Annotated in this window: 17 protein-coding genes and 2 pseudogenes; 14 read left to right on the forward strand and 5 right to left on the reverse strand. The window is 71.8% G+C overall.

The features are described from left to right. The first annotated feature begins 33 nt into the window (after window positions 1-33). Together EDC02_RS13480 and EDC02_RS13485 are read left to right on the forward strand one after the other, a co-directional pair. Entirely contained in the window at window positions 34-1,314 is a 1,281-nt protein-coding gene (locus EDC02_RS13480; RefSeq protein WP_123602254.1) for an IS4 family transposase, read from the forward strand. Beyond that, on the forward strand, window positions 1,277-1,507 hold the full coding sequence (locus EDC02_RS13485; RefSeq protein WP_123602255.1) for a hypothetical protein: 231 nt from the start codon (window positions 1,277-1,279) through the stop codon (window positions 1,505-1,507). The genes EDC02_RS13480 and EDC02_RS13485 overlap by 38 nt, the downstream gene beginning before the upstream one ends. Before the next feature lie 2 nt (window positions 1,508-1,509). On the opposite strand, the gene EDC02_RS13490 is transcribed toward EDC02_RS13485, so the two are convergent. Further along, entirely contained in the window at window positions 1,510-2,208 is a 699-nt protein-coding gene (locus tag EDC02_RS13490) for a choice-of-anchor B family protein (RefSeq protein ID WP_123602256.1), read from the reverse strand. Between the two features lie 164 nt (window positions 2,209-2,372). Beyond that, entirely contained in the window at window positions 2,373-3,173 is an 801-nt protein-coding gene (locus tag EDC02_RS13495; protein ID WP_158632190.1) for an SAM-dependent methyltransferase, read from the reverse strand. A gap of 218 nt (window positions 3,174-3,391) precedes the next feature. Here EDC02_RS13495 and EDC02_RS13500 point away from each other — a divergent pair, with 218 nt between their 5' ends. After that, window positions 3,392-3,574 (forward strand): hypothetical protein, encoded by a 183-nt coding sequence (locus EDC02_RS13500; protein ID WP_123602258.1) that lies wholly within the window; start codon window positions 3,392-3,394, stop codon window positions 3,572-3,574. Between the two features lie 20 nt (window positions 3,575-3,594). On the opposite strand, the gene EDC02_RS13505 is transcribed toward EDC02_RS13500, so the two are convergent. Further along, on the reverse strand, window positions 3,595-4,791 hold the full coding sequence (locus tag EDC02_RS13505; RefSeq protein ID WP_233605900.1) for a CdaR family transcriptional regulator: 1,197 nt from the start codon (window positions 4,789-4,791) through the stop codon (window positions 3,595-3,597). Window positions 4,792-4,993: 202 nt separating this feature from the next. Between EDC02_RS13505 and EDC02_RS13510 the strand changes: the two genes are divergently transcribed. The 5 genes and pseudogenes from EDC02_RS13510 to EDC02_RS13530 all read left to right on the forward strand — a co-directional run. Continuing rightward, window positions 4,994-7,258 carry an aminotransferase class III-fold pyridoxal phosphate-dependent enzyme gene (locus EDC02_RS13510; protein ID WP_123602259.1) on the forward strand — a complete coding sequence of 755 codons (2,265 nt, stop codon included), beginning with the start codon at window positions 4,994-4,996 and terminating at the stop codon, window positions 7,256-7,258. Window positions 7,259-7,262: 4 nt separating this feature from the next. Next, window positions 7,263-8,879: an FGGY-family carbohydrate kinase gene (locus EDC02_RS13515; protein WP_123602260.1), complete on the forward strand. Its 1,617-nt coding sequence runs from the start codon at window positions 7,263-7,265 to the stop codon at window positions 8,877-8,879. Between the two features lie 4 nt (window positions 8,880-8,883). Then, entirely contained in the window at window positions 8,884-10,251 is a 1,368-nt protein-coding gene (locus EDC02_RS13520; RefSeq protein ID WP_123602261.1) for an NAD(P)/FAD-dependent oxidoreductase, read from the forward strand. A gap of 14 nt (window positions 10,252-10,265) precedes the next feature. Then, on the forward strand, window positions 10,266-11,555 hold the full coding sequence (locus EDC02_RS13525) for a glycosyltransferase family 87 protein (protein WP_123602262.1): 1,290 nt from the start codon (window positions 10,266-10,268) through the stop codon (window positions 11,553-11,555). A 32-nt stretch (window positions 11,556-11,587) separates the two neighbouring features. Next, a pseudogene (locus EDC02_RS13530) lies at window positions 11,588-12,010 on the forward strand (N-acetyltransferase); the annotation flags it as partial. Between the two features lie 3 nt (window positions 12,011-12,013). Here EDC02_RS13530 and EDC02_RS13535 read toward each other — a convergent pair. Then, entirely contained in the window at window positions 12,014-13,396 is a 1,383-nt protein-coding gene (locus EDC02_RS13535) for an MFS transporter (RefSeq protein ID WP_233605901.1), read from the reverse strand. Window positions 13,397-13,661: 265 nt separating this feature from the next. Between EDC02_RS13535 and EDC02_RS13540 the strand changes: the two genes are divergently transcribed. From EDC02_RS13540 to EDC02_RS13560, 6 genes and pseudogenes are all read left to right on the forward strand, one after another. Then, complete coding sequence (locus EDC02_RS13540) at window positions 13,662-15,176, forward strand: aspartate aminotransferase family protein (RefSeq protein WP_233605902.1); 1,515 nt, start codon at window positions 13,662-13,664, stop codon at window positions 15,174-15,176. After that, entirely contained in the window at window positions 15,163-16,533 is a 1,371-nt protein-coding gene (locus EDC02_RS13545) for a lysine N(6)-hydroxylase/L-ornithine N(5)-oxygenase family protein (protein ID WP_123602265.1), read from the forward strand. Before EDC02_RS13540 ends, EDC02_RS13545 begins: the two co-directional genes overlap by 14 nt. Window positions 16,534-16,580: 47 nt before the next feature. Next, window positions 16,581-18,914 (forward strand): GNAT family N-acetyltransferase, encoded by a 2,334-nt coding sequence (locus tag EDC02_RS13550; RefSeq protein WP_123604757.1) that lies wholly within the window; start codon window positions 16,581-16,583, stop codon window positions 18,912-18,914. A gap of 32 nt (window positions 18,915-18,946) precedes the next feature. Further along, window positions 18,947-20,953 (forward strand): annotated as a pseudogene (locus EDC02_RS13555) (penicillin acylase family protein); the annotation flags it as partial. 48 nt (window positions 20,954-21,001) lie between these two features. Beyond that, complete coding sequence (locus EDC02_RS41600) at window positions 21,002-21,583, forward strand: GNAT family N-acetyltransferase (protein WP_233606390.1); 582 nt, start codon at window positions 21,002-21,004, stop codon at window positions 21,581-21,583. Beyond that, complete coding sequence (locus tag EDC02_RS13560; protein WP_370461447.1) at window positions 21,570-22,373, forward strand: FkbM family methyltransferase; 804 nt, start codon at window positions 21,570-21,572, stop codon at window positions 22,371-22,373. The genes EDC02_RS41600 and EDC02_RS13560 overlap by 14 nt, the downstream gene beginning before the upstream one ends. Here EDC02_RS13560 and EDC02_RS13565 read toward each other — a convergent pair. After that, window positions 22,362-23,111: a CDP-alcohol phosphatidyltransferase family protein gene (locus tag EDC02_RS13565; RefSeq protein WP_123602266.1), complete on the reverse strand. Its 750-nt coding sequence runs from the start codon at window positions 23,109-23,111 to the stop codon at window positions 22,362-22,364. The genes EDC02_RS13560 and EDC02_RS13565 overlap by 12 nt on opposite strands. Window positions 23,112-23,147 lie beyond the last annotated feature (36 nt).

Genomic DNA, 23,147 nt, shown 5'->3' on the forward strand with positions numbered 1-23,147 from the left:
GCCCAATGCTGTTAACTTAGTGTGGGTGGGGTTATGATCGCTGGTCGTGGCGAGGGTTGCGCGGAGGAGTCGGCGGTTCGGTTGCCGGATCTGGTGGGTGTGGGGGTGTTGACCGCGGCGTTTCCGCCGGAGGTGGTCGATCTGGTGGTGGAGCGGTGGGACGCGCGGGAGCAGCGGTCTCGGTTGTTGCCTGCTCGGTTGGTCGTCTACTACGTGATCGCGTGTGTGTTGTTCATGGACAGCGCGTACGTGGAGGTGTGGAACAGGCTGTTGTCGGGGTTGTCGTGGGCTGGGCGGTACCGGACGCGTCGTGAGGTGGGGATGCAGCCGACGGCGGCGGCGTTGACGAAGGCTCGGGGGCGGTTGGGTCCGGAGGTGCTGGAAGGGGTGTTGGAGACCTCGTTCGGCGGGTCGGTGGTGGGGCCGGAGCGGGCGCCGTGGGGGTACTTCCACGGGTTGCGGAAGGTGGCTGTCGACGGGTTCTGTCTGAACGTGGCGAGGACGCCGGAGAACGTGGCCGCGTTCGGGTCGCCGTCCAACGGGCAGGGACCGGTGGGGTATCCGCAGGTACGGGTGGTGGCGTTGGCCGAGACGGGTACCCGTTGCCTGCGGGGGGTGGCGCTCGGTGGTCTGGGTGAGGGCGAGCAGCCGCTGGCCCGGACGCTGTGGCGGCTGCTCGGGTCCACCGATGTGGTGGTCGGTGACCGTAACTTCCTGTCGTACGAGGACCTGGGGGCGATCGCCGCGACCGGCGCGCACGCGGTGTTTCGGGTCAAGGCGGGGGTGGACCTGCCGGTGTTGCGCCGGCTGGCGGATGGCTCCTGGATCTCGCGGATCGCCGATCCGGTCGCGGCGCGCCGGCTACGGCGGCGGAAGGTGCCGGCCGCGGAGATTCCCGGTATCGAGGTACGGGTGATCGAGTACACCGTCGAGACCGAACCCGACCAGCACGGCGAGTACGAGGTCAGCGAACTGTTCTGCCTGGTCACGACCCTGCTCGATGAGCGGGCCTATCCGCTGGGGGACTTTCCCGACCTCTACCGCGACCGGTGGCGGATCGAGACCGCCATCGGGGAGGTGGAGACCCGGCTGCGCGGTGGAGCCGACGTCGTGCTCCGTTCCCGTAAACCCGACCTCGTCCGCCAGGAGGTGTACGGGTTGCTCTGTCTCTACCAGGCCATCCGACATCTGATCGTGGCCGGCGCGGAACAGGCCGGCCTGGACCCGGACCGGATATCGTTCACCCGCGCCCGCGATGCCGTCGCCCGTCACGTCAGTGACGACGCGGCGTTTTCCCCCCGAACGACTGGTTGAGCTCGTCCACGACGTCATCTACGAGATCACCGACCCGCGTAACCTGCTTCCCGCCGAACGCCGGCCACGCAGCTTCGCCCGCGAGCAGCGCCAACCCGGCCGCCGCTACCCACGCCAGAAAGACGAGTACAAGAAGCCGCTACCACCCCGCACGAAGATCAGGCTCTGGGTCACCACCAGCCAAGACCCGTAAAGTTAACAGCATTGGGCGTAGGCCGGAGACGTAGGCGTCCTGATGTCGATCATGTGCAGGCCGCCCCGGCAGGTGTTCGACCCCACCGCGTACGCGTATCCGGTCTGCTCGTTGATCGCGATGTTGTGCGAGTTGCCGAACCGGTTGTAGTGCGCGTCCGCGGTGAAGGTCTGTGGGCTGCCCACGCTGCGCAGCCGGGTCAGGTCGAACACCTGCATGCCGTGTCCACGGACGTCGGCCACGACGAAGGCGTGGTTGCGGTAGACCTTGATGTCGCGCCAGATCGCGGTCCGGTTCTGGTAGGCCGGCAGGTTGCCGAGATATATCGGCGCGGTGGGATCGGAGATGTCGACGAACGAGGTGCCGTTGCGGCGCCCGACGATCGCGTACTCCCGGCCGGTGCCCGGGTCCGTCCAGCCCCAGATGTCGTTGGCCTGGCTGCCGCCGATCTGGCTCAGCGGCAAAAAGGACAGCAGGTCGACGTTGCGGCACGGGTAGCCGCCGGCCTGACCGTTGCTGCAGCTCACCTGCGCCAGCGCGGTGAGTTGCTGGGTCGGCTCACGCTGAGCCATGAAGGCCACGGCCGAGGACCGGCCGGCGGGTGTGTCGGGGTCGTGCGCCGACGACGCCCCAGGTAGTCCGGCGAGCAGCCCGCCGACCAGAGCCAGTGTGATAGCGGCTGTCGTCCATCGGGTTCGCATCCGGGCCTCCCCTGCCGTCGCTGCGACCGCCGCCGTCGGACGCCCGTCAGGCGGCTCCTGGCCGGCCTTCGGACGCCGGCGCTCGGCTCCTGCGCCAAGCGTGCGGCGTCCGAAGTGTCCGGTCAAGAGCCGGAGAGGATACCGAACCGCTCATACCGGATCGGTTATCCGACGCGGGCCATCCCGCCATAGCCGAGCTGCCGGGACGGAGTCTGTGCGTCCACGTCGAGGCCCGGGTCGGGCCGCCAGTCCGCCATCAGGGTCACGCCGGGCTCGACCAGTTCCATTCCGTCGAACCAGGAGGTGATGGTGGCCTTGTCCCGGACGTAGAGGTTCGCGCCGACGCCGGCCTGGTAGGCGGCGACCATCCGGTCCACCTGCCCGCGGGTTTCCTCGTCCGCCGTGTCCGCGCTGAGGTGCGACATCGCGATGTAGCTGCCCGGTGCCAGCGCGTCCCGGTAGGCAGCGACGAGCCCGGCCGGATCCTCGTCGTCCTGAACGAAGACGAGCAGCCCGCCGAGCACGATGCCCACCGGCTGCGACAGGTCGATCAGCTCGCGAACCGCCGGATGCGACCACACCTGGTCGGGGTACCTGCCGTCGACCTCGGCCATCGCCACCAGCGGCTCCGTGGCGAGGATGTCCTCACCGTGGACGACAGCCGAGTGGTCGTTGTCCACGTAGACCACCCGGGCCTGGGCGTCAAGGGCGTGCGCCACCTCGTGCGTGTTGCCGACCGTCGGCAGCCCCGAGGCGATGTCGATGAACTGCCGCACGCCCTCACCGACCAGGTAGCGCACCGAACGGCGCAGCCAGTCCCGGTTGCCTCGGGCAAGCAGGTCGACACTGGGCAACATCAGCTTGATGCGTTCGGCCCGCTCGCGATCGATCGCGAAGTTGTAGAGTCCACCAAGGTAATAGTCGTAGATCCGCGCGATGTTGGCATTCTCCACATCGGCTCGCACATCGCCCGATTGTCCGATAGTTGCCGTCATTCTAACGACCCTCCAGCGAGATGACGGACACACCGGATAGGCGCGTCCGCGAACACGAACGGTGGCACGGCAACTATAAATGGGATGATCGAGTCCAGACAGTGCCACGGGCCTGATACTCCAACACCTCTTCGGCGCGGACCGCGATGTCGGCGCTGACCTTCCGCCGTACCAGGTGCAGCGCCGTTGTGCGTGGTGCACGGACGCGGCCATTCCGGGTTTTCCGGTACGTATCCAGATGCCAGCCGGCCGGGCCGCAGTCGTTCCACGCCACCGGTGACGGCCGGTCGCGCGCGGCGCTGGCCCGCAACGCGTTGATCTACCTGCACCAGGCCCACGAGTCGGCGTGGCGGCGGCGCCGCTACCACTAACCGGCGCGGCGGGATCCCGGTCAGCGGAGATCGGCGGTGAGCACCAGCAGCAGCTCGAACCGCCGGTCCGGGTCGTCCAAATCGCCGCCGAGCAGCGTCCGCAGCCGCTTGAGCCGGTAGCTGACGGTCTGCGGATGGACGAACAGCTCGGCGGCGACCGCCGACCGGGATCCCCAGTGCCGCAGCCAGCTGTGCAGCGTACGCAGCAGTCCGTCGCGCTGGGCAGGCGGCAGCGCGGCGAACGGCGCCAGCCGGCGGCCGGTCAGCACCACCAGCGCGTCGGGCTGGCCGTGCAGCGCCAGCACGGTGAGGTGGTCCTCGGCGAAGACGGCGGTGCGGTCGACGGGACCGCCCTGGTCGCCTCCGCCGGTCCGGGCGACGGTCGCCGCGAGCTCGGCAAGTCGTACCGCCTGGGGCACCTGCGGCCATGGCAACGCCGGACCCACCGTGGCCCGCCAGCCGTGCAGCGCGTCGGCCAGCACCGGTCGGGTGGTCCGGGGGCCGGCGCGCAGCAGCAGCACGGCGTCGCGGCCCCGGTCGACCACGATCCCGTCGGTACCGAACCGGAACCGTGCGTCGCGGGCCTGCCGGGCCGGCAGCACGACCGGCAGCACGGTGGCCAGATCCCGCCAGCCGGCCCGGGCGGCGGCCGCCGTCACGGTGCCGGCGCCGGCACCGCCGACCAGCAGCAGTTCGCCCAGCTGCCGGCGGGCCCGGTCGCCCTCGCCGGACTGTTCGCGCAACTGGCGGGCGAACCCGTCGGTGCCGGCCGCAGCCAGCTCGTCGACGAAACCGGTGACCGCGTCGGCGCAGTCGGCGAGGGCCTCGGCGTCGACCGGGCGCACCGTGGCGAGCGCCTGACCGACCTGACGCAGCAGCAGTCGCCCGGCCACCCGCAGGGCGGCGAGTAGTGCCTGGGGGCCACGGTCCTCCCGGGCCTCGGCCGCGCCGAGCGCCACGAAGACCTCCCGCACCCGGGGCGGCAACGCCGGCTCGGTGGTGCCGACCAGGTCCAGGAAACGCTGGAGGGCCACGTCGACCGCGGTCCGGACGTCGGCCCGGAACTTCGGGTCGTCGATCCCGACGAACTCAGGGGTCAGTTCGGTCACCGCGGCGGCCACCGTGTCGACCACCGCCGCGAGCCGGGGCCGCATCACCGGGGCCAGCTCGGCGGGCAGCCGCTGCCAGGGGGTGACCGTCACCGGGCGGGCGTGCACCCCGCCATCCTGTCACGTGGTGACAATCTGGTCGGGAGATCCGGCCCAGGGCGGCGGGTCGACGGCGGCGGGCGGAGCCCGAAGTTGTCACGTGGTGACAATCCGGTCGCTGTTTTCCGCTGCCGGCGGGACGGTGTCCCAGCGCCGGTCGGCAACGAGGATAGGTTTCTCGCCGCGTACCCGGAGGACCGGAGGACCCGCCATGGACCACCGCACTTCCCGCCGGCACGTCGTCGACATGTGTCGAACCATGCTGGACCGGGGTTATCTGAAGGCCACCGAGGGCAACGTGTCGGTCCGGGTTCCGGGGCACCGGCTGTACGCCGTCACACCGAGCAACTACGACTACGACCGGATGCGGATCGAGGACATCTGCCTGGTCGACTTCGACGGTACGCACGTACCCGACGGCACCGGCGGTGACCTCGCGCCGTCGATCGAGGCCGGGATGCACGCCAACATCTACCGGCAGCGGCCCGACGTCAACGCGATCGTGCACACCCACCAGCCGTACGCCTCGGCCCTGGCGTTCCTGCGCCGGCCGATCCCGGCGCTCACCGACGAGCAGGTGCGCTTCCTCGGCCGCGCGGTGGCGATCGTCGACTACGCCCCGTCCGGCACCGGGATGCTGGCCCGCAACGTGCAGAAGAAGGTGGCCAGCGGCGACAACGCGTTCATCATCGCCAACCATGGGGTCGTCGCGCTGGGCACCGATCCGGACCGCGCGGTGTTCAACATGGCGCTGCTGGAGAAGGTGTCGATCGCCTATCTCCTGGCGTTGACCAGCGAAGCCGGCAAGGTCTACACCATTCCGACCGCGATCCGGGAGATCGCGTACACCAAGCTGCGCGCCGACGAGAAGCGGATCGCCGCGCAGCTCACCGAGGCGGTCCCGCCGGTGCGGGTGCCCGCCGATGAACAACTGCCCAGCGCGGACGCGGTGGCGGCGGCGATCGCCGCCGCCGGGCCGCCGACCGCCGACACCACCACCGGGCAGACCCCGGGCAGCGAGTCCGCGCGACTCGGCTACGCGATCACCGAGTACCTCGACGTCGACGACACGATGCGCCGGCTCAAGGCCCTGGTCGCCCAGCCGGTACGCGGGCTGCGCCACGACGCGATGCTCGACGTGCTCGGCTACTTCAACGACCGGTGCCGGGCCAGCAAGGAGATCACCGACCGGGCGAAACGCCGCATTCCCGGCGGGGTGCAACACAACCTGGCCTTCAACTACCCGTTCCCGTTGGCGATCGACGCGGCCGACGGCGCCCACCTGACCGACCGCGACGGCAACACCTACATCGACTTCCTGCAGGCCGGTGGCCCGACGATCCTGGGCAGCAACTACGGCCCGGTCAACGAGCAGGTCGCCGCGGTGGTCAAAGAGTCGGGGCCGGTGACCGGGCTGTTCCACGAGTACGAGCTGAAGCTCGCCGAGATCATCCACCGGTTCCTGCCGCACATCGAGATGTACCGGTCGCTCGGCTCGGGCACCGAGGCGGTGATGGCAGCGGTACGTGGTGCCCGTGCATTCACCGGCAGGCACATGGTGATCAAGGTCGGCGGCGCGTACCACGGCTGGTCCGACACGATGGTGTACGGGCTGCGGGTGCCCGGCACGTACCGGATGAACGCCAGGGGCATCCCGTTCGGCGCCACCGCCAACACCCGGGAGACGTTCCCGCACGATCTCCGAGCGTTGCGTCGCAAACTGATCGAGAACCGGGCACGCGGCGGCACGGCGGCGGTGATCGTCGAACCGCTCGGCCCGGAGTCCGGCACCCGCCCGGTGCCGCGCGACTTCAACGCCAGGGTCCGCGCGTTGTGCGACGAGTTCGGCGCGCTGCTGATCTTCGACGAGGTGGTCACCGGGTTCCGGGTCGGCCTCGGCGGGGCGGCCGGCTACTTCGGCGTCACCCCCGACCTGACCGTGTTCGGCAAGGCGGTCTCCGGCGGCTACCCGATGGCCGGCGGCGTCGGCGGGCGGGCCGAGGTGATGGCCGTCTTCGGTGCCGGGCTCGACGGGCGCGGCGGGACGCACATCCAGGTCGGCGGCACCCTGTCGGCGAATCCGCTGTCCTGCGCGGCCGGCTACTTCGCGATCGCCGAGATGGCCCGGACCAACGCCCCGGTGATCGCCGGCCGGGCCGGGGACCGGCTCACCCGGGGACTGCAGCGGCTGATCGACCGGTACGGGCTGCCATACGTCGCGTACAACCAGGGGTCGATCGTGCATCTGGAGTGCAGTGGCGTCATGCTGCTCGACATGCGCAACCCGATCAAGCTGCTCAGGGAGAACAAGGCCCGCAAGCGGCTGATGGAGCAGATGGGTGCGGCGTACACCGCGCACGGCGTCGTCACCCTGGCTGGCTCCCGGATGTACACCTCGATGGCCGACACCGACGAGGTGATCGACACCGCACTGGACCGGTTCGACCGGGTGTTCGCGCAGGTGGAAGGGGTCTGACCCGGTGTCGGCCGTCCCACCGCAGGTGCTGGCGATCGACCTGGGCACCTCCGGAATGAAGGCCGCGCTGGTCGCCGCCGACGGTACGGTGACCGGCTGGGCGCAGCGGCCGGTGCCGCTGCTGGTGCTGCCCGGCGGCGGCGCCGAACAGGACCCACAGGCCTGGTGGACGGCGCTCGCCGAGGTGGTCGCCGACCTCGGCCGGGCCCACCCGGAGCACCTGGGGGCGGTCGCCACGGTCTGTTCGTCCACCCAGGGCGAGGGGACCATCGCGGTGGACGCCGCCGGAGAGCCGTTGACCCGCTGCATCAGCTGGCTGGACATGCGCGGCGCGGCCCACCTGCGGCGGCAGTTCGGCGGCTTTCCGGCGTACGGCGGGATGTCGGTCCGCCGGATCCTGCGCTGGCTGCGACTGACCGGCGGGATGCCGTCCACCACCGGCAAGGACCCGGCCGCGCACATGCTGCTGGTCCGCGACACCATGCCCGAGGTGTACGCGCGGACCGCGACCTTTCTCAACGCGCTGGACTGGATCAACCTCAAGCTCACCGGCCGTACGGTGGCCACGGTCGACTCGATCCTCACCTCGTGGGTGACGGACAACCGCCGACCCGACCGGGTCCGCTACTCTCCCGCCCTGGTCGCCGACTGCGGCATCGACGGGGACAAACTGCCGCCGATCGTGGCCTGCACCGAGGTGATCGGCACGTTGCACCCGGACGCCGCCGCCCACCTCGGTCTGCCGCCGACCGTCCAGGTGGTGGCGGGGGCGATCGACACCACGGCGGCGGCGATCGGCGCCGGCACCACCGCCGACAACGACCCGCACCTGTACCTGGGCACCTCGTCGTGGATCGCGGCGCACGTGCGCCGCAAGAAGACCGACCCGGTCGCGCAGATCGCCGCCGTGCCGTGCGCGATCGGCGACCGGTACCTGATGACCGCGCTGCAGGCCACCGCCGGGGCGAACCTGACCTGGCTGAAGGACAAGATCGTCGAGTACGACGACCCGCTGGTCGGCGCCGGCCACCTCGCGACCGACGAGACGTCGATCTTCGACGCGTTCGACGCGATCCTGCCGACCGTGCCGGCCGGCGCCAACGGGGTGCTCTACCTGCCGTGGCTGTACGGCGAACGCGCCCCGGTCGACGACCCGGACCTGCGCGCCGCGTTCGTCAACATCTCGCTCGACACCAACCGGTCCGATCTGTTGCGGGCCGTCTTCGAAGGCGTCGCGTTGAACACCCGGTGGCTGTCGGCGGCGGTCGACCGGTTCCTCGGCACCCCGGTGACCTCGTTGACCGTCACCGGTGGCGGCGCCCGGTCGACGGCCTGGTGCCAGATCTTCGCCGACGTGCTCGGCGTCGAGGTGCGTCGGGACCCGGACCCGGTCGCGGTCAACGCCCGCGGCGCCGGCTGGATCGGCGCGGTCGGCACCGGGCAGCTGACGTTCGGGCAGATCCCGGCGCTGCTGCGGACCGACCGGGTGTTCGCCCCGACGGCGGCGCACCGCGTCCGCTACGACGAACTCTTCGGCGTCTACCGGGAGCTGCACCGCCGACTCGCCCCGGTGTACCGGCGAATGCCCGGTGGTGCACATCGGACCGATCAGCGAAGATAGCGGGATGGCCCGATCTGTTCCCGCCGCCCGGCACGCGGTCGTCATCGGCGGCAGTCTCGCCGGGCTGTGCGCGGCCCGCGCACTCGCCGAACACGTCGACCGGGTGACCGTGGTCGACCGTGACCGGTTCCCCGAAGCGCCGCAGGTGCGCGCCGGCGTCCCGCAGGCGCACCACCTGCACGTGCTGATCACCGCCGGGCAGCGTGCACTCGATCAGCTTTTCCCCGGTCTGATCGCCGAGCTGCACGCCGCCGGCGCGGTCCGGGTCGACGCGCCGACCGACATCCTGTACCTGGCGCCGACCGGGTGGCGGGAACGGTTCCCGGCGACCCACCAGCTGGTCGGGACCAGCCGGGAGCTGCTCGACTGGACGGTCCGCCAGCGGCTGGCCGCCGATCCACGGATCCGGTTCGAGCCGGCCCACGACGTGGTCGGGCTGCTCGGCGCCGACGGCCGCGACGCGGTCACCGGCGTACGGATGCGTCCCCGCGCGGCGGGCGGCGCCGTCCGGAGCCTGCCGGCCGACCTGGTGGTGGACGCCAGCGGCCGCGGCTCGCACGCGCCGGACTGGTTGGCCGAGCTCGGCTACGGCCGCCCCGACGAGACCCGGGTCGACTCCGGTCTCGGCTACGCGAGTCGGCGCTACCTGCTGCCGCCGGGGGCCAGTGACGGGTGGAAGAACATCGTGGTGATGCCGCAGCCGCCACGGTCGGGGCGGGGCGGGGTGATCTACCCGATCGAGAACGGACGGTGGATGGTGACCCTCGGCGGCCTCGGCGGCGACCACCCGCCGACCGACGAGGCCGGTTTCCTCGATTTCGCCCGTGGGCTGCGCAGCCCGTTGATCCACGAGGCGATCCGCGACGCCACGCCCGACTCACCGATCCACGGGTTCCGCAACACCGCCAACCACCGCCGCCGATACGAGGCGATGCCACGTTGGCCGGACGGGTTCGCGGTGGTCGGCGACGCCTCGTGCACCTTCAATCCGGTCTACGGCCAGGGGATGGCGGTGGCCGCCCGGACGGCGGTGGTGCTGGCCGAACAGCTGCGCGACAGCGGGGGCACGCTGGGCCGCGCGGCGCAGGCCCGGGTGGCCGGCTGCAGCGAGACCGCCTGGCTGATCGCCACCGGTGCCGACCTGCGGTACCCGACGACCGTCGGGCCACGGCCCCGACGCGGCGGCGCGCTGTCCCGCTGGTACCTGGACCGGGCGGCCGACGTCGCCAACCGCGATCCGTACGTGCAGCGCGCCCTGACCGACGTGTTCCACCTGGTCGCGCCGTTGTCCGCGGTGGTCCGCCCAGCCGTCGCGCTGCGGGTGCTGCGCGGTCGCCCCGGCCCGCAACTGGTCGCACCGCCGTCGAGCTGACGCTGCCGACGCGGATGAGACTCCTACGGAGCCGGTGGACGGTGCCGGCCACGGTACTGGTGTGGCTGGTCACCCGGGCCGCACTGATGGCGGTCTACGCACAGGTCGTTCCCGGGTTGGACGCCGGTGAGGTGTTCGCCGACGTCGACCTGTACCGACGGTGGAGCGGGCAGCTGCGCGACGGCCGGGTGCCGGGCACCGACCCGATGTGGCAGTACCCGCCGGGCGCGGCGGCGTTGTTCGTCGCGGTCGGCTGGGTCGCCGAGTCGACGCGGACCGGCTACACCACGGTCTTCGTCATGTTCGCCCTCGGCGCGGACCTGGTGGTCCTGCTGGCGCTGATCCGGCTGTCCCGGGGCGGCAACCGGATCGGCGGCGCGCTGTGCTGGGCGCTCGCCGTGCCGCTGCTGAGCCTGCTGACCTACGCCCGGTACGACGTCTTCGTCACCGCGCCGGCGGTGCTCGCGCTGGCCGCCACGGTCCGTCGGCCGGCGCTGGCCGGTGCGATGCTGGCGGTCGGTGCGCTGGCCAAGGTCTGGCCGGCGATATTGTTGATCACCGCCCGGCCGCTGCGCGGGCTGCGCCCGATGTCGATCGGCTTCGTGACCGCGGCGGCTGTGCTGGGCGCCGTGCTGACGGTCTCCTACGCCGATGCCTGGTCGGGCTTCTCGGACAACCAGGCGGACCGTGGGCTCCAGGTCGAGTCGGTCGCCGCCACCCCGCTGGTCCTGGCCCGGGTCGCCGATCCGGCGATCGTGGTGGAGTACCGCTACGGCGCGATGGAGTTCAGCCACCCGGTCGCCACCTCGGTCGCCGCCGTGCTGCCCGGGTCGACCCTCGCCGGCCTGGGCCTGCTCGGCTGGTGGTGGCTTTTCCGGGGGCGCCGGATCGACTGGACCCCGACGGTCGGCTTCGACCTGGCGCTGCTGGCCGTCGGGGTGGCGGTGGTGACCAGCCGGGTGCTCTCCCCGCAGTACCTGCTCTGGCTGCTCGGACTGGCCGCGGTCTGTCTGACCCGCCGGGACACCACACAACGGGCGCCGGCCCTGCTGATCGTCGTGGCGACCGTACTGACCAGCGCCTACTTCCCGTGGTTCTATCCGGACGTGATCGGCACGCCGGGCTGGCCGGGGGCCGTGCTGCTGGCCGCCCGTAACGCGGTCCTGGTGGCCGCCACCGTGATCGGTCTGCGCCGGCTGCTGGTCGGACACCGGGTCGTGCCGCAGGTGCGCACGGCGACGGTCGGCCACCGGCAGCCGGTCGGCGGGACCGTCGGCCTTGGCAGAACCCGGACATCCGGTTAGGTTAGGCTCACCTCATCGACTAAGGGAGTGGAATGAGCCTCGACCACACGACGGACGCCAGCGCCGCGCGCCACCGGGTGGTGCTCACCGACCAGGTACAGATCGACGATCTCGCGAAGGTGTACCGCCAGGTGCACGCCAAGGACCTGCACCTGACCGACCACACCGAGCCGTCGGTGGAGCAACGGCTGGAGTGGACGGCGCAGGCACCCGGATTCGCCGCCACCGTCGGCTACGTCGGCGACCAGCTGGTCGGGACGGTGATGGGTTGTCCGCTGCCGCCGGAGACACTCTGGTGGCGCGACCTGCGGTCGGCCGCCGACCCGGACCTCGCCCGGGAGTGGCCGGGCCGGACCTTCGCCGTCTGCGAAGCGTTCGTGCTGCCCGAGTTCCAACGCCAGCAGGTCGGCGTGCCGTTGTTCTCCCAGCTGCTCGCCAGCCGCACCGAGGAGCGGGTGTCACTGGCGGTCGCCGATTCCAACACCCGGGTGCTGCGCAGCATGCGGGTGCTGGGCTGGCAGCACGTCGGCGACCTGGTGCCCTTCCCCGGCTGGCGCCAGCACGCCATGTTCGTCCGACCGTTGCCCTGGTGACCCGGTCGGTTCCGGAAACGGCGCCGGGCCGGTCGCCGGCCGGAACCGGCGCTGGTGGCGGACGCCGACGGCGACGCCAGCGAGGATCAGTACGATCGCGGCCACCGCGACCGCCGGGTAGCCGACCCGGGCCGCCGCCGTCAGGCCGAGCGCCGCGGCCAGGTAGGAGCAGACCAGCCCGAACGACGACAGCACCGTGAAATCCGTACCCCCGGTACCCGGCCGGGAGTAGTCCATGTTCACCGTGTACAGCGCGACGTTCGCCACCGTGTACGCGGCCATGAAGCAGCACAACGCGACCGTGGTGAAGCCACCGACGGCCCGTCCGGTGAGCATCGGCAGCAGCAGCACCGTGGCGACGGCCAGCGACCCGCCACCGGCCACCAGCACCCCGGCCCGGCCGATCCGGTCGACCAGACCACCGGCCACCAGCCCGGCGACGACGGCCGGGACACTGGTGACGATCCCGGTCACGAAGCCGATCCGCTGCAACGACCAGCCGGCGTCGACCAGGGCTGGTGACACCAGCCCGTAGGCCGCCCCGGCACCCATGTAGAGCAGCGGCACCACGCCGAGCGCCCAGCGGCGGCAGCCGGGCTGGCCGAGGACGGACAGCAGCGCGCCGTACGCCTGACGCGCCCCGGCCGGCCGGGCGATCCGCTCGGGCTCGCGGAACCGCCACACCACCAGCAGCCCGGTCGCGGTGAGCGCGGCGAGCAGGCCGACCGCCGCCTGCCAGCCGAGCCGGTCGTAGACCACCACGCAGACGCCGCCGCCCAGGATGTTGCCGACGTAGCTCGCCGCCACCTGGATCCCGTTGCCGGTGCCCCGGACCGAGTCGGCCAGCATCCGCACCGCGACCGCGTCGGCGGCGATGTCCTGGGTGGCGGACAGGAACACGAACAGCGCGCAGATCAGCACGATCGGGCCGAGTCGCCCGGTCGCCGGGTCGGCGGCGAGCAGGGCCAGCAGGGCCAGCACCATGCCGCTCTGCAGCACCAGCAGCCAGGAACGGTAGTGGCCGCCACGCCGTGGGCCGTACCGGTCCAGGATCGGTGCCCAGAGGAACTTGACCGGCCAGATCAGACCGATCAGGTTGAGCAGCGCGAGAGTATCCAGCGAGGTGCCGCCGGACCGCAGGATGCTGGCCAGCCCGACGGTGATGAAACCGAATCCCAGGTACTGGGTGACGTACAGCGCGGCCAGGGTCGGCATGGTCCGCCCACGGGCGGCGACCGTGACGGTCATCGGGCCGCCCTCCTGCCGACGCCGAGCGGCCACACCGGAATCCACCGGCTAATCCACCTGGTGGGACGCAGGTCACAAGCGTCCGCTCGGCCTCCGCCGACGGCATGAATCCGCTGGTCACGACGCACGATAGCGGTCCCGCCGAGGAGCGCGGGGCGCGCCTGCCGGCCCCGTGCCCCGTGGAGAAGGGGTGCTGCCCAGTTCCGTTTCACCGGCCCTCCCAGTAGCCTCGCCTAAGTTAGGTTAGGTTACCCTTATGGAGGCGGTGTTGGAGAGACCAATGTACCCGCATCTGTTCGGCCGGCACACGGTGGACACCTACGTGTCCAGCATCGACCGGACCGCAGCGGTTCTCGCCGACCGCGTACGGGCGGTCCGCCAGCCGTACTCCGGCGACGCCGTGGCACCACTGCAGGCCAAGGTCGACGGCGTCGACCTGGACGCGCCGCTCGGCACCACCGACGCCGCGCTGGACGAGATCGCCGGCCTCTACCTGGACCACGCGGTGTGGTTCCACGAACCCACCTACCTGGCCCACCTGAACTGCCCGGTGGCGATCCCCGCGCTCAACGCCGAGCTGCTGCTCGCCGCCGTCAACACCTCGGTCGACACCTGGGACCAGAGCACCACCGGCACGCTGATCGAGCGGCGGCTGATCGCCTGGACGGCCGAGCGGATCGGGTTCGGTCCGACCGCCGACGGCGTCTTCACCAGCGGCGGCACCCAGTCGAACCTGCACGGCCTGCTACTGGCCCGGGAGGACCGCCTGGCCCGCGCCGACACCGACCGGGCCACGACGCTGCCCCGGCTGCGGGTGCTGGCCACGGCGGAGAGCCACTTCAGCGTCGGCAAGTCCGCCGGTCTGCTCGGACTCGCCGCCGACGCGGTCGTCCCGGTCGCCACCGACAGCACCGGCCGGATGGACCCGGTGGCGCTCGACGCCGAGATCGACCGGCTGCTCGACCAGGACTTGGTGCCGATGGCGGTCGTCGCCACCGCCGGCACCACCGACCGGGGCTGCGTCGACCCGCTCGCCGCGATCGGCACCATCTGCCGCGACCGGGCGGTATGGCTGCACGTCGACGCGGCGTACGGCTGCGGTCTGCTGGTCTCCACCCGCCACCGGCACCTGCTCGACGGCATCGCCGCCGCCGACTCGGTGACCGTCGACTTCCACAAGAGCTTCTTCCAGCCGATCAGCTCCAGCGCCATCATCGTCCGGAACGCGCCGACCATGCGGCGGGTCGCGGTGCACGCCGACTACCTGAACCCACGAACCGCGACCGTGCCGAACCAGGTCGACAAGAGCCTGCAGACCACCCGCCGGCTGGACGCGCTGAAGCTGTGGATGACGTTGCGGGCGATCGGCGCCGACCAGCTCGGCGAGATGTTCGACCGGGTCGTCGACCTGGCCCAGCAGGCCCACGGCCTGCTCCGCGAACTCGACGACTTCGAACTGGTCATGCGGCCGGTGCTGAGCACCGTGCTGTTCCGGTACCGGCCGGACTGGCTACCGGTGCAGGACTGCGACCGGTTGCTGCCCCGGCTACGGGCCCGGCTGTTCGCCGACGGCACCGCGATCATCGCCGGCACCGTCGTCGACGGGCACTACTGGCTCAAGTTCACCCTGCTCAACCCGAACACCACCGTCGAAGACCTGCGTATCGTGATCGAGCTGATCCGCCGCGCCGGCCAGGACCTGCTCGACGCCGAATGGGATCCGGCGCTGATCGCCCCGGAGCCGGTCACCCCGGAGGTGTGCGCCAATGCGAACGTATGACTTCGTCGCCGTCGGGCTCGGGCCGTTCAACCTCGGCCTGGCCTGCCTGACCGCGCCGCTCGACGAGTTGGACGGGCTGTTCCTGGAGCAGCGTGACGAGTTCGCCTGGCATCCCGGACTGATGATCGAAGGGGTCACCATCCAGGTGCCGTTCCTGGCCGACCTGGTGACGATGGCCGACCCGACGTCGCCGTACTCGTTCCTCAACTATCTGAAGCAGACCGGCCGGCTGTACCGCTTCTACATCCGGGAGAACTTCTACCCGCTGCGCGCCGAGTACGACGCGTACTGCCGCTGGGCGGCGGCCCAGTTGCCCAACGTCCGGTTCGGCAGCCGGGTCGACCGGGTCGAGCACGACGCCACGACCGGCGACTACCTGGTACGGGTCACCCGGTCCGACGCCGAGGCGACCACGACGCTACGGACCCGGCGGCTGGTGCTCGGCATCGGCACCGTGCCGTACCGCCCGGCGGTGGTCCGGGACCTGCCCGGCCCGGCCGTGCACAGCGCCGACTATCTGGCGAACAAGGCCCGACTGCAGCGCCTCGGGTCGGTCACCGTGGTCGGCAGCGGGCAGAGCGCCGCGGAGATCTACCTCGACCTGCTGGCGGAGATCGACACCCACGGCTACCAGCTCAACTGGATCACCCGGTCACCCCGGTTCTTCCCGATGGAGTACACCAAGCTCACCCTGGAGATGACCTCACCGGAGTACGTCCGCTACTTCCACGGGCTGCCGGCGGCCAGCCGGGACCGGCTCAACCGGGACCAACGCAGCCTCTACAAGGGCATCAGCGGCGACCTGGTGGACACCATCTTCGACACGCTCTACCGCAAGGACGTCGCCGGCCCGGTACCGACCACCATGCTCACCGGCACCGCGCTGACCGGCGCCGACTGGGACCCCGACGCCGGACGGTACCGGCTCGGCCTGCACCACCAGGAGCAGGACCGCGATTTCACCATGGACACCGACGGCCTGGTGCTGGCCACCGGCTACCGGCCGGCCGTGCCGGCGTTCCTGGACCCGGTCCGCGACCGGATCCGGTGGGACGAGCAGGGCCGGTTCGACGTAGCGCTCGGCTACACCGTCGACCACGGCGACCGGGAGATCTTCGTGCAGAACGCCGAGGAGCACACCCACAGCCTCACCGCACCCGACCTGGGCATGGGCCCCTACCGCAACTCGGTGATCATCGCCAACATGCTCGGCCGCGAGGTCTACCCGATCGAGCAGCAGATCGCCTTCCAGCAATTCGGCGCGCCGCCGGACAGCGACGTACCACAGGCACCATCGGCGCCGTCGGCCGCGACCGGTCCGGTGGCCACGCAGCGGCAGGAGGCGCTGATCCGGTGACCGCCGCCACGACGACCATGTTCACCATCGACGACCCGCTCGGCCGGATGACCGTCGAACCGCTCGACGTCGCCGGTCACGCCGACCTGCTGCACGCCTGGATCACCCACCCCCGGTCGGTGTTCTGGGGGATGCCCGACGCCGACCTCGACACCGTACGGCGCGAGTACCAGCGCATCGACGCCAACCCGCACCATCACGCGTGGCTCGGCCGGCTCGACGGCGTACCGCTGTTCCTCACCGAGACCTACGAACCCGCGCACAGCGAACTCGCCGACCACTACCCCGTACAGCCCGGTGACGTCGGGATGCACGTGCTGGTCGCGCCGCCGGGCGGCGAGCCCCGGCACGGGGTGACGTCGGCGGTGATGCGGACGGTGATGACCTTCGTCTTCGCCGACCCGGCGCACCACCGGGTCGTCGTCGAACCCGACGTCCGCAACGAGGCGATCGCCGCGAAGAACGCCGAGGCCGGCTTCGTCGTCGACCGGCTGATCCAACTGTCCGACAAGCAGGCCCGGCTCAGCTTCTGTTCCCGGTCCGCGTTCAGTGCCAGCCGGCTGGGCGGTGCCGGCGGATCCGCTGTGGAGAGCCCGATGACGCCCCCCGCCCACCTCGCGCCGGGCCCGATCGCGGCCGCCCACCGCCAGCTGGTCGCCAAGGCCATCGCCGAGTTCAGCCACGAACGGCTGATCCAGCCCCGACCCGACGGCACGCTCCCGCCCGGTCCCGGCGGCGACGGTTACCGGCTGACGACCGGCGACCGGGTCGCGTACCGGTTCCGGGCCCGCCGGTACGCCCTCGACCACTGGCTGATCGACGCCGCGTCGCTGACCCGCGAGGTCGACGGCGGCCCGGCGGAGCTGGACGCCCTCGACCTGGTCGTCGAGCTGCGGGAGACGCTGGGCATCCCGGCGAAGCTGCTCGGCACCTACCTGGAGGAGATCAGCGCCACCCTGGCCGGTGCCGCCTGGAAGTACCACCACCGGCGGGAACGCGCCGCCGACCTGGTGCACGCCGACTTCCAGACCATCGAGTCGGCGATGACCGAGGGGCACCCGCTGTTCGTCGCCAACAACGGCCGGATCGGCTTCGGCCTGACCGACCACGCGGCCTACGCGCCAGAGGCCGGCGCCCCGGTACGGCTGGTCTGGCTGGCGGTCCGCCGGGACCTGAGCACCTTCACCGCCGGGCGGGGCGTCGACGAGCAGACGCACTACCTGGCCGAGTTGGGCGCAGACACGCTGCACCGGTTCGCCGACCGGCTGTGCGACCTCGGCCTCGACCCGAGCGGCTACCGGTATCTGCCGGTGCACCCGTGGCAGTGGGAACACAAGGTCGGCATCACCTTCGCCGCCGACGTGGCGTCCCGGGCCATCGTCCCGGTCGGCACCGGCCCGGACCGGTACCGGGCGCAACAGTCGATCCGTACCTTCTTCAACCTCGACGCGCCGCACCGGCACTACGTCAAGACCGCGCTGTCCATCCAGAACATGGGCTTCATGCGCGGGCTGTCGCCGGCGTACATGCGGGCCACCCCGCCGATCAACGACTGGGTCGCCGACCTGGTCGCCGCCGACGACACGCTGCGCGACTGCGGGTTCGAGGTGCTACGGGAACTGGCGTCGGTCGGCTACACCGGCGACGCGTACCACCGCAGTGGGGCACCGGTCTCGGCGTACCAGCGGATGCTCGCCGCGTTGTGGCGGGAAAGCCCGGCGCCTCGGATCGCGCCCGGGCAGCGGCTGGCCACCATGGCCAGCCTGCTGCACCGCGACCGCGACGGCGCGCACCTGGCCACCGCGCTGATCGCGGCGTCCGGCCTGCCGGCCGCCGACTGGCTGGCCCGCTACCTGCGGGCCTACCTGCGCCCGCTGCTGCACTGCCTGCTCGGCCACGACCTGGCGTTCATGCCGCACGGGGAGAACCTGATCCTCGTGCTGGAGGATCACGTACCGGTCCGGGTGTTCATGAAGGACATCGGCGAGGAGGTCGTCGCCATGCACGACCGGGAGCTGCCGGCCACGGTCGAGCGGATCCGAATGCCGGTCGACGACGATTTCCGGGTGCTGGCCGTCTTCACCGACGTCTTCGACGGTTTCCTGCGCTTCCTGGCGGCGATCCTGGACGCCGACGACGTGCTGCCGGCGGACCGGTTCTGGCAGCTGGTCGCCGCGTGCGTCCGTCAACACGGCGGCGACCACCCGCAGCTGCGGGACCGGTTGGACCTCTTCGCGCCCACCTTCCGGCACTCCTGCCTGAACCGGTTGCAGCTGCGCAACACGCTGCAGATGGTCGACCTGACCGACCAGGCCGGGTCGTTGATCTTCGTCGGGGTGCAGGACAACCCGATCGCCGCCGTCGCGGCCCCGGCCCCGTGACGGCCCGGTACGCCGTCGGCCGGTCCGGGCGGGTGCACCGGGACGGGTACGGCGTACCGCACCTGTGGGCGGCCGACGTCGACGACCTCGCCTACCTGCAGGGGCACACCGCCGCCACCGACCGGGCCTGGCAGATCGAGGTCGAACGGTGGCGCTCGGAGGGCGCGCTGGCCAGCCGGCTCGGCCCGGCCGAGGTCGGCTGGGACCGGTTCGCCCGCCGGGTCCGGCTCGACGACACCGCCGAACGCTGCTTTCACCGGCTGGACCCGGCGACCCGCCGCTGGGTGGGCGCGTACGTCGACGGCGTCAACCACGGTCTCGCCGAGGGCGCCGGCGCGGCACCCGAGTTCGCCGCCACCGGCACCACCGCCGGCAGCTGGCAGCCGTGGACCCCGCTCGGCGTGTTCCTGGTGCAGCACGTGCTGTTCGGCACCTTCGGCAGCAAGCTGTGGCGGGCGCACGTCACCGCCACCCTCGGCCCGGCCGCGGTCGACCTGTTCGCCATGGAACCGCCCGCGTCGTCGGGCAGCAACGCCTGGGCGGTGACCGGACGGCACAGCGGCACCGGCTCCCCGGTCATCGCCGGCGACCCGCACCGGATCCTGGAGCTGCCCAACGTCTACCAGCAGGTGCAGCTGACCTGCCCCGAGTTCGACGTCTTCGGGTTCGCCTTCCCCGGCGTACCGGGGCTGCCGCACTTCGGCCACGCCGGCGAGGTCGCCTGGGCGATCACCAACGCCATGGCCGACTACCAGGACCTGTACCGCGAACAGCTGCGCCGGGTCGACGGGCAGGTCCTGGTCCGTCAGGCCGACGGCTGGGCCCCGGTGCCGGCGCACACCGAGCTGATCGAGGTACGCGACGCCGACCCGGTGCCGGTCGAGGTGATCGAGACCCCGCGCGGGCCGGTGATCGACGTCGACCGGCGCACTGGTGAGGCGATCAGCCTGCGTACGCCGAGCCGGGTCGGCGGGGCGCTGGGCTTCGACGCGCTGCTTCCGCTGCTGCGCGCCCGCCGGGTCGGCGACGTCGAACGGGCACTGCGGCACTGGGTGGAGCCGGTCAACAGTGTGCTGGTCGCCGACCGCTCCGGCGCGGTGCGCCGGCTGGTCGCTGGCCGGGTGCCGGTGCGCGACGACCGGTGCCGGCAGGTGCCGGTGCCCGGCTGGGCACCCCGGTACACCTGGCGACCCGGCTACACCGCCCTGCCCGCCGCCGAGGTGTCCGATCTGGTGGTCAACGCCAACGACCGGCGCGGCGGCGACACCGCTGACCTCGGCGTCGACTTCGCCCCACCACACCGGGCCCGGCGGATCCGCCAGCTGCTCGACAGCGGGGCCGCACCCGAGTCGGTGCACATGGACACCCTGGTGCCGACGGCCGGGCTGCGCCGGTTGCTGCGCGGCCTGGACCTGACCGACCAGCCCGGGCCGGTCCGGCAGCTACGCGAGAAACTGCTCGGCTGGGACGGCCGGATGGCGGCCGACAGCGCCGACGCCGGTCTGTTCGCCGCCTGGCGGGCCGCGCTGGTCCACCGGCTGTCCGCCGAGCCCTGCCTGCGACCACTGCACGCCGAACCCGGCTTCGACGAACTGTTCGCCCCGTGGACCGACCCGGTGGGTCGGATCGGGCTGGCGCTGGACCGGCTGATCGACGGGCTGCCCCGGCTGGGTGGCGACCCGGGCCGCTGCGCGGTGGCCGCGCTGGTCGAGGTGGCCGACGGGCCGCCGCCGGGTCGGTGGGGCGACCGGCACCTGCTGCACCCGGTACGGGTGCTACCCGGCGCCGCCGACCCGGCCACCGACGCGCTGGGCGGACCGGTCCCGCTCGACGGCGACACCGGCAGCGTCCTGGCCACCTCCAGCGTGCCCGGTGTTTCCGACGTGTGCTGGCGCGGGCCGGTGGCCCGCTACGTGTGGGACCTCGCCGACCCGGCGGCGAGCCGCTGGGTGGTGCCGTTCGGCGCCTCGGGACGGCCCGGTGACCGGCATTTCGCCGACCAGTTGCCCCGCTGGACGGCCGGCCAACTGGTCCCGGTCTCCCCGGTGCAGTGGACCTCCGGCCCTGGCGGGACGGCACGGCCGAGCGTGTACGTCGAGCAACTGCCCGGCATCGGCCGGTTCAGCCTGCTGGTGCTGGACCCCACCGAGGATCTCGACCTGCTGTACGGCTGGGTCACCGAGCCACGGGCCCGGTTCTGGGGAATGACCGGGCACACCCGGGAGCAGGTGGGCGATGTCTACCGGTTCCTCGACGGTCTGGACTCGCACCACGCGTACCTGATGACCGTCGACGACGAGCCGGTCGGCATCTTCCAGACCTACCTGCCGGCCGAGGACCCGCTCGGCGAGCACTACCCGGTACGCGACGGTGACATCGGGATCCATCTGTTCCTCGCTCCGGCCCGGCGGCCGGTCGCCGGGTTCACCGGCGCGGTGGCGGCCGCGTTCACCCGCTACCTGTTCGCCGATCCGGGCCGGCGACGGATCGTCATCGAGCCGGACGTACGCAACGACCGGGCGCTGCGCCGCTGGAAGCGACTGGGCTTCGAGTTCGACGTGGAGCTGACGTTGGCCGACAAGCGCGCCCAGTTGGCGTTCCTGACCCGGGCGGCGTTCACCGTCAGGCAAGCCACCGGCGGCGTACCATCGACCGGTGACCGCCGCTGACCAGCCACGCACCGCGGTGCCGTCCCGGGTGCTGGCCGCCGATCCGCAGCTCGCCGGGCTGCGCCGGTCACTGGAGTTCTACTACGGCGATCCGGGCCGGGACGCCGCGATGGACCTGCTCTACCGGCGCTTCGTCGCGCCGGACGATCTGGTGTTCGACATCGGCGCGCACGTCGGCGACCGGGTGGGCAGCTTCCGGCGGTTGGGCGCACGGGTGGTGGCGGTGGAGCCGCAGCCGTTGTGCGCCCGCGCGGTGCGGCTCGTCTACGCCGACGATCCGGCGGTGACCGTGCTGCCGGCGGCGTGCGGTGACACCGCCGGCCCGGTACGGATGTACATCAACTCGGCCAACCCCACGGTCTCCACCGCGTCGGCCGATTTCGTCGGCGCCGCCGACGGTGCCGACGGCTGGTCGGACCAGGTCTGGGACGGCGAGATCGAGGTGCCGGCGACGACTCTCGACCAACTGGTCGCCGAGTACGGCCGACCGGCGTTCGTCAAGATCGACGTCGAGGGGTTCGAGGAAACCGTACTCGCCGGACTGTCCGGGCCGCTGCCGGCGCTGTCCTTCGAGTTCACCACCATCCAGCGGGACACGGCGCTGCGCTGCCTGCGGCGGTTGGCCGGGCTCGGCGACTACCGGTTCGACGTCGCGCTGGGTGAGAGCCAACGGCTGACCTTCGGCCGGTGGGTGTCGGGTGCGGAGATGGCCGATCATCTGCGGGCGCTGCCACACGCGGCCAACTCCGGCGACGTCTACGCGGTGCTGCCGGGCGGATCAGCCGGCTAGCTCCGCCCGCCACCGGTCGACCTGCGGTTCGCGGCCGCGCCACAGCCAGTGCACATCCCTGCCGAACGACCAGAGCAACGCGGCCAGCACGCCGGCGACCAACGCGGTGACCAGCACCGGCGACGCGATCCCGGCGGCGGCGAGCACCAGCACGGCACCCTGGGTGGCGGCCACCGTCTTGCGGCTGAACCGGGGCGGCAACGGCGCCCGCAGCCAGGGCAGCAACCGGGCGGCGGCGCCGAACACGTAGCGGAACACCCCGATCGCCAGCACCCACCAGCCGACCGACGCGGCCACGAACACGCTGAGCACCAGGACCAACGCCGAGTCGGTCTCCATGTCGAACCGGGCGCCGAGCCGCGAACAGGTGCCGGTACGGCGGGCCACCTGCCCGTCGATGCCGTCGAGCAGCAGGGCCACCGCGGCCAGGACCACCAGCAGCGCGACCGGGGCCGGGCCGACGAACGAGTCGGCCACCAGCGCGGTCACCGCGCCGACCAGGGTCCCCCGGGCCAGGGTGACGCTGTCCGCCGGACCCCAGCCGGTCACCTCGGGCTGCTGCATCGCCCGGGTGAGCAGCGCCCAGGTCGCCAGTCCGTAGGCCAGGCCGGCCGACCAACCGGCCACGCCGAGGCCACTGGTCGCCGCCAGGATCAGCAGGACCGCGATCTGGGCGAGCAGCCCGATGCTCGGCGCATGTACCGACCGAACAGCTTCACTACGTGCACTTACCGTCACTTTTCCTCCGTCACCGAATGGCCACCGGCGTGGTAC

It is taken from the genome of Micromonospora sp. Llam0 (assembly GCF_003751085.1).
Classification (GTDB): Bacteria; Actinomycetota; Actinomycetes; order Mycobacteriales; family Micromonosporaceae; genus Micromonospora_E.

Coding starts and splice junctions, on each gene's coding strand:
- EDC02_RS13480 (WP_123602254.1), top strand. CDS start 34: ATGATCGCTGGTCGTGGCGAGGGTTGCGCGGAGGAGTCGGCGGTTCGG.
- EDC02_RS13490 (WP_123602256.1), bottom strand. CDS start 2,208: ATGCGAACCCGATGGACGACAGCCGCTATCACACTGGCTCTGGTCGGC.
- EDC02_RS13510 (WP_123602259.1), top strand. CDS start 4,994: ATGGACCACCGCACTTCCCGCCGGCACGTCGTCGACATGTGTCGAACC.
- EDC02_RS13520 (WP_123602261.1), top strand. CDS start 8,884: ATGGCCCGATCTGTTCCCGCCGCCCGGCACGCGGTCGTCATCGGCGGC.
- EDC02_RS13525 (WP_123602262.1), top strand. CDS start 10,266: ATGAGACTCCTACGGAGCCGGTGGACGGTGCCGGCCACGGTACTGGTG.
- EDC02_RS13535 (WP_233605901.1), bottom strand. CDS start 13,396: ATGACCGTCACGGTCGCCGCCCGTGGGCGGACCATGCCGACCCTGGCC.
- EDC02_RS13545 (WP_123602265.1), top strand. CDS start 15,163: ATGCGAACGTATGACTTCGTCGCCGTCGGGCTCGGGCCGTTCAACCTC.
- EDC02_RS13550 (WP_123604757.1), top strand. CDS start 16,581: ATGACCGTCGAACCGCTCGACGTCGCCGGTCACGCCGACCTGCTGCAC.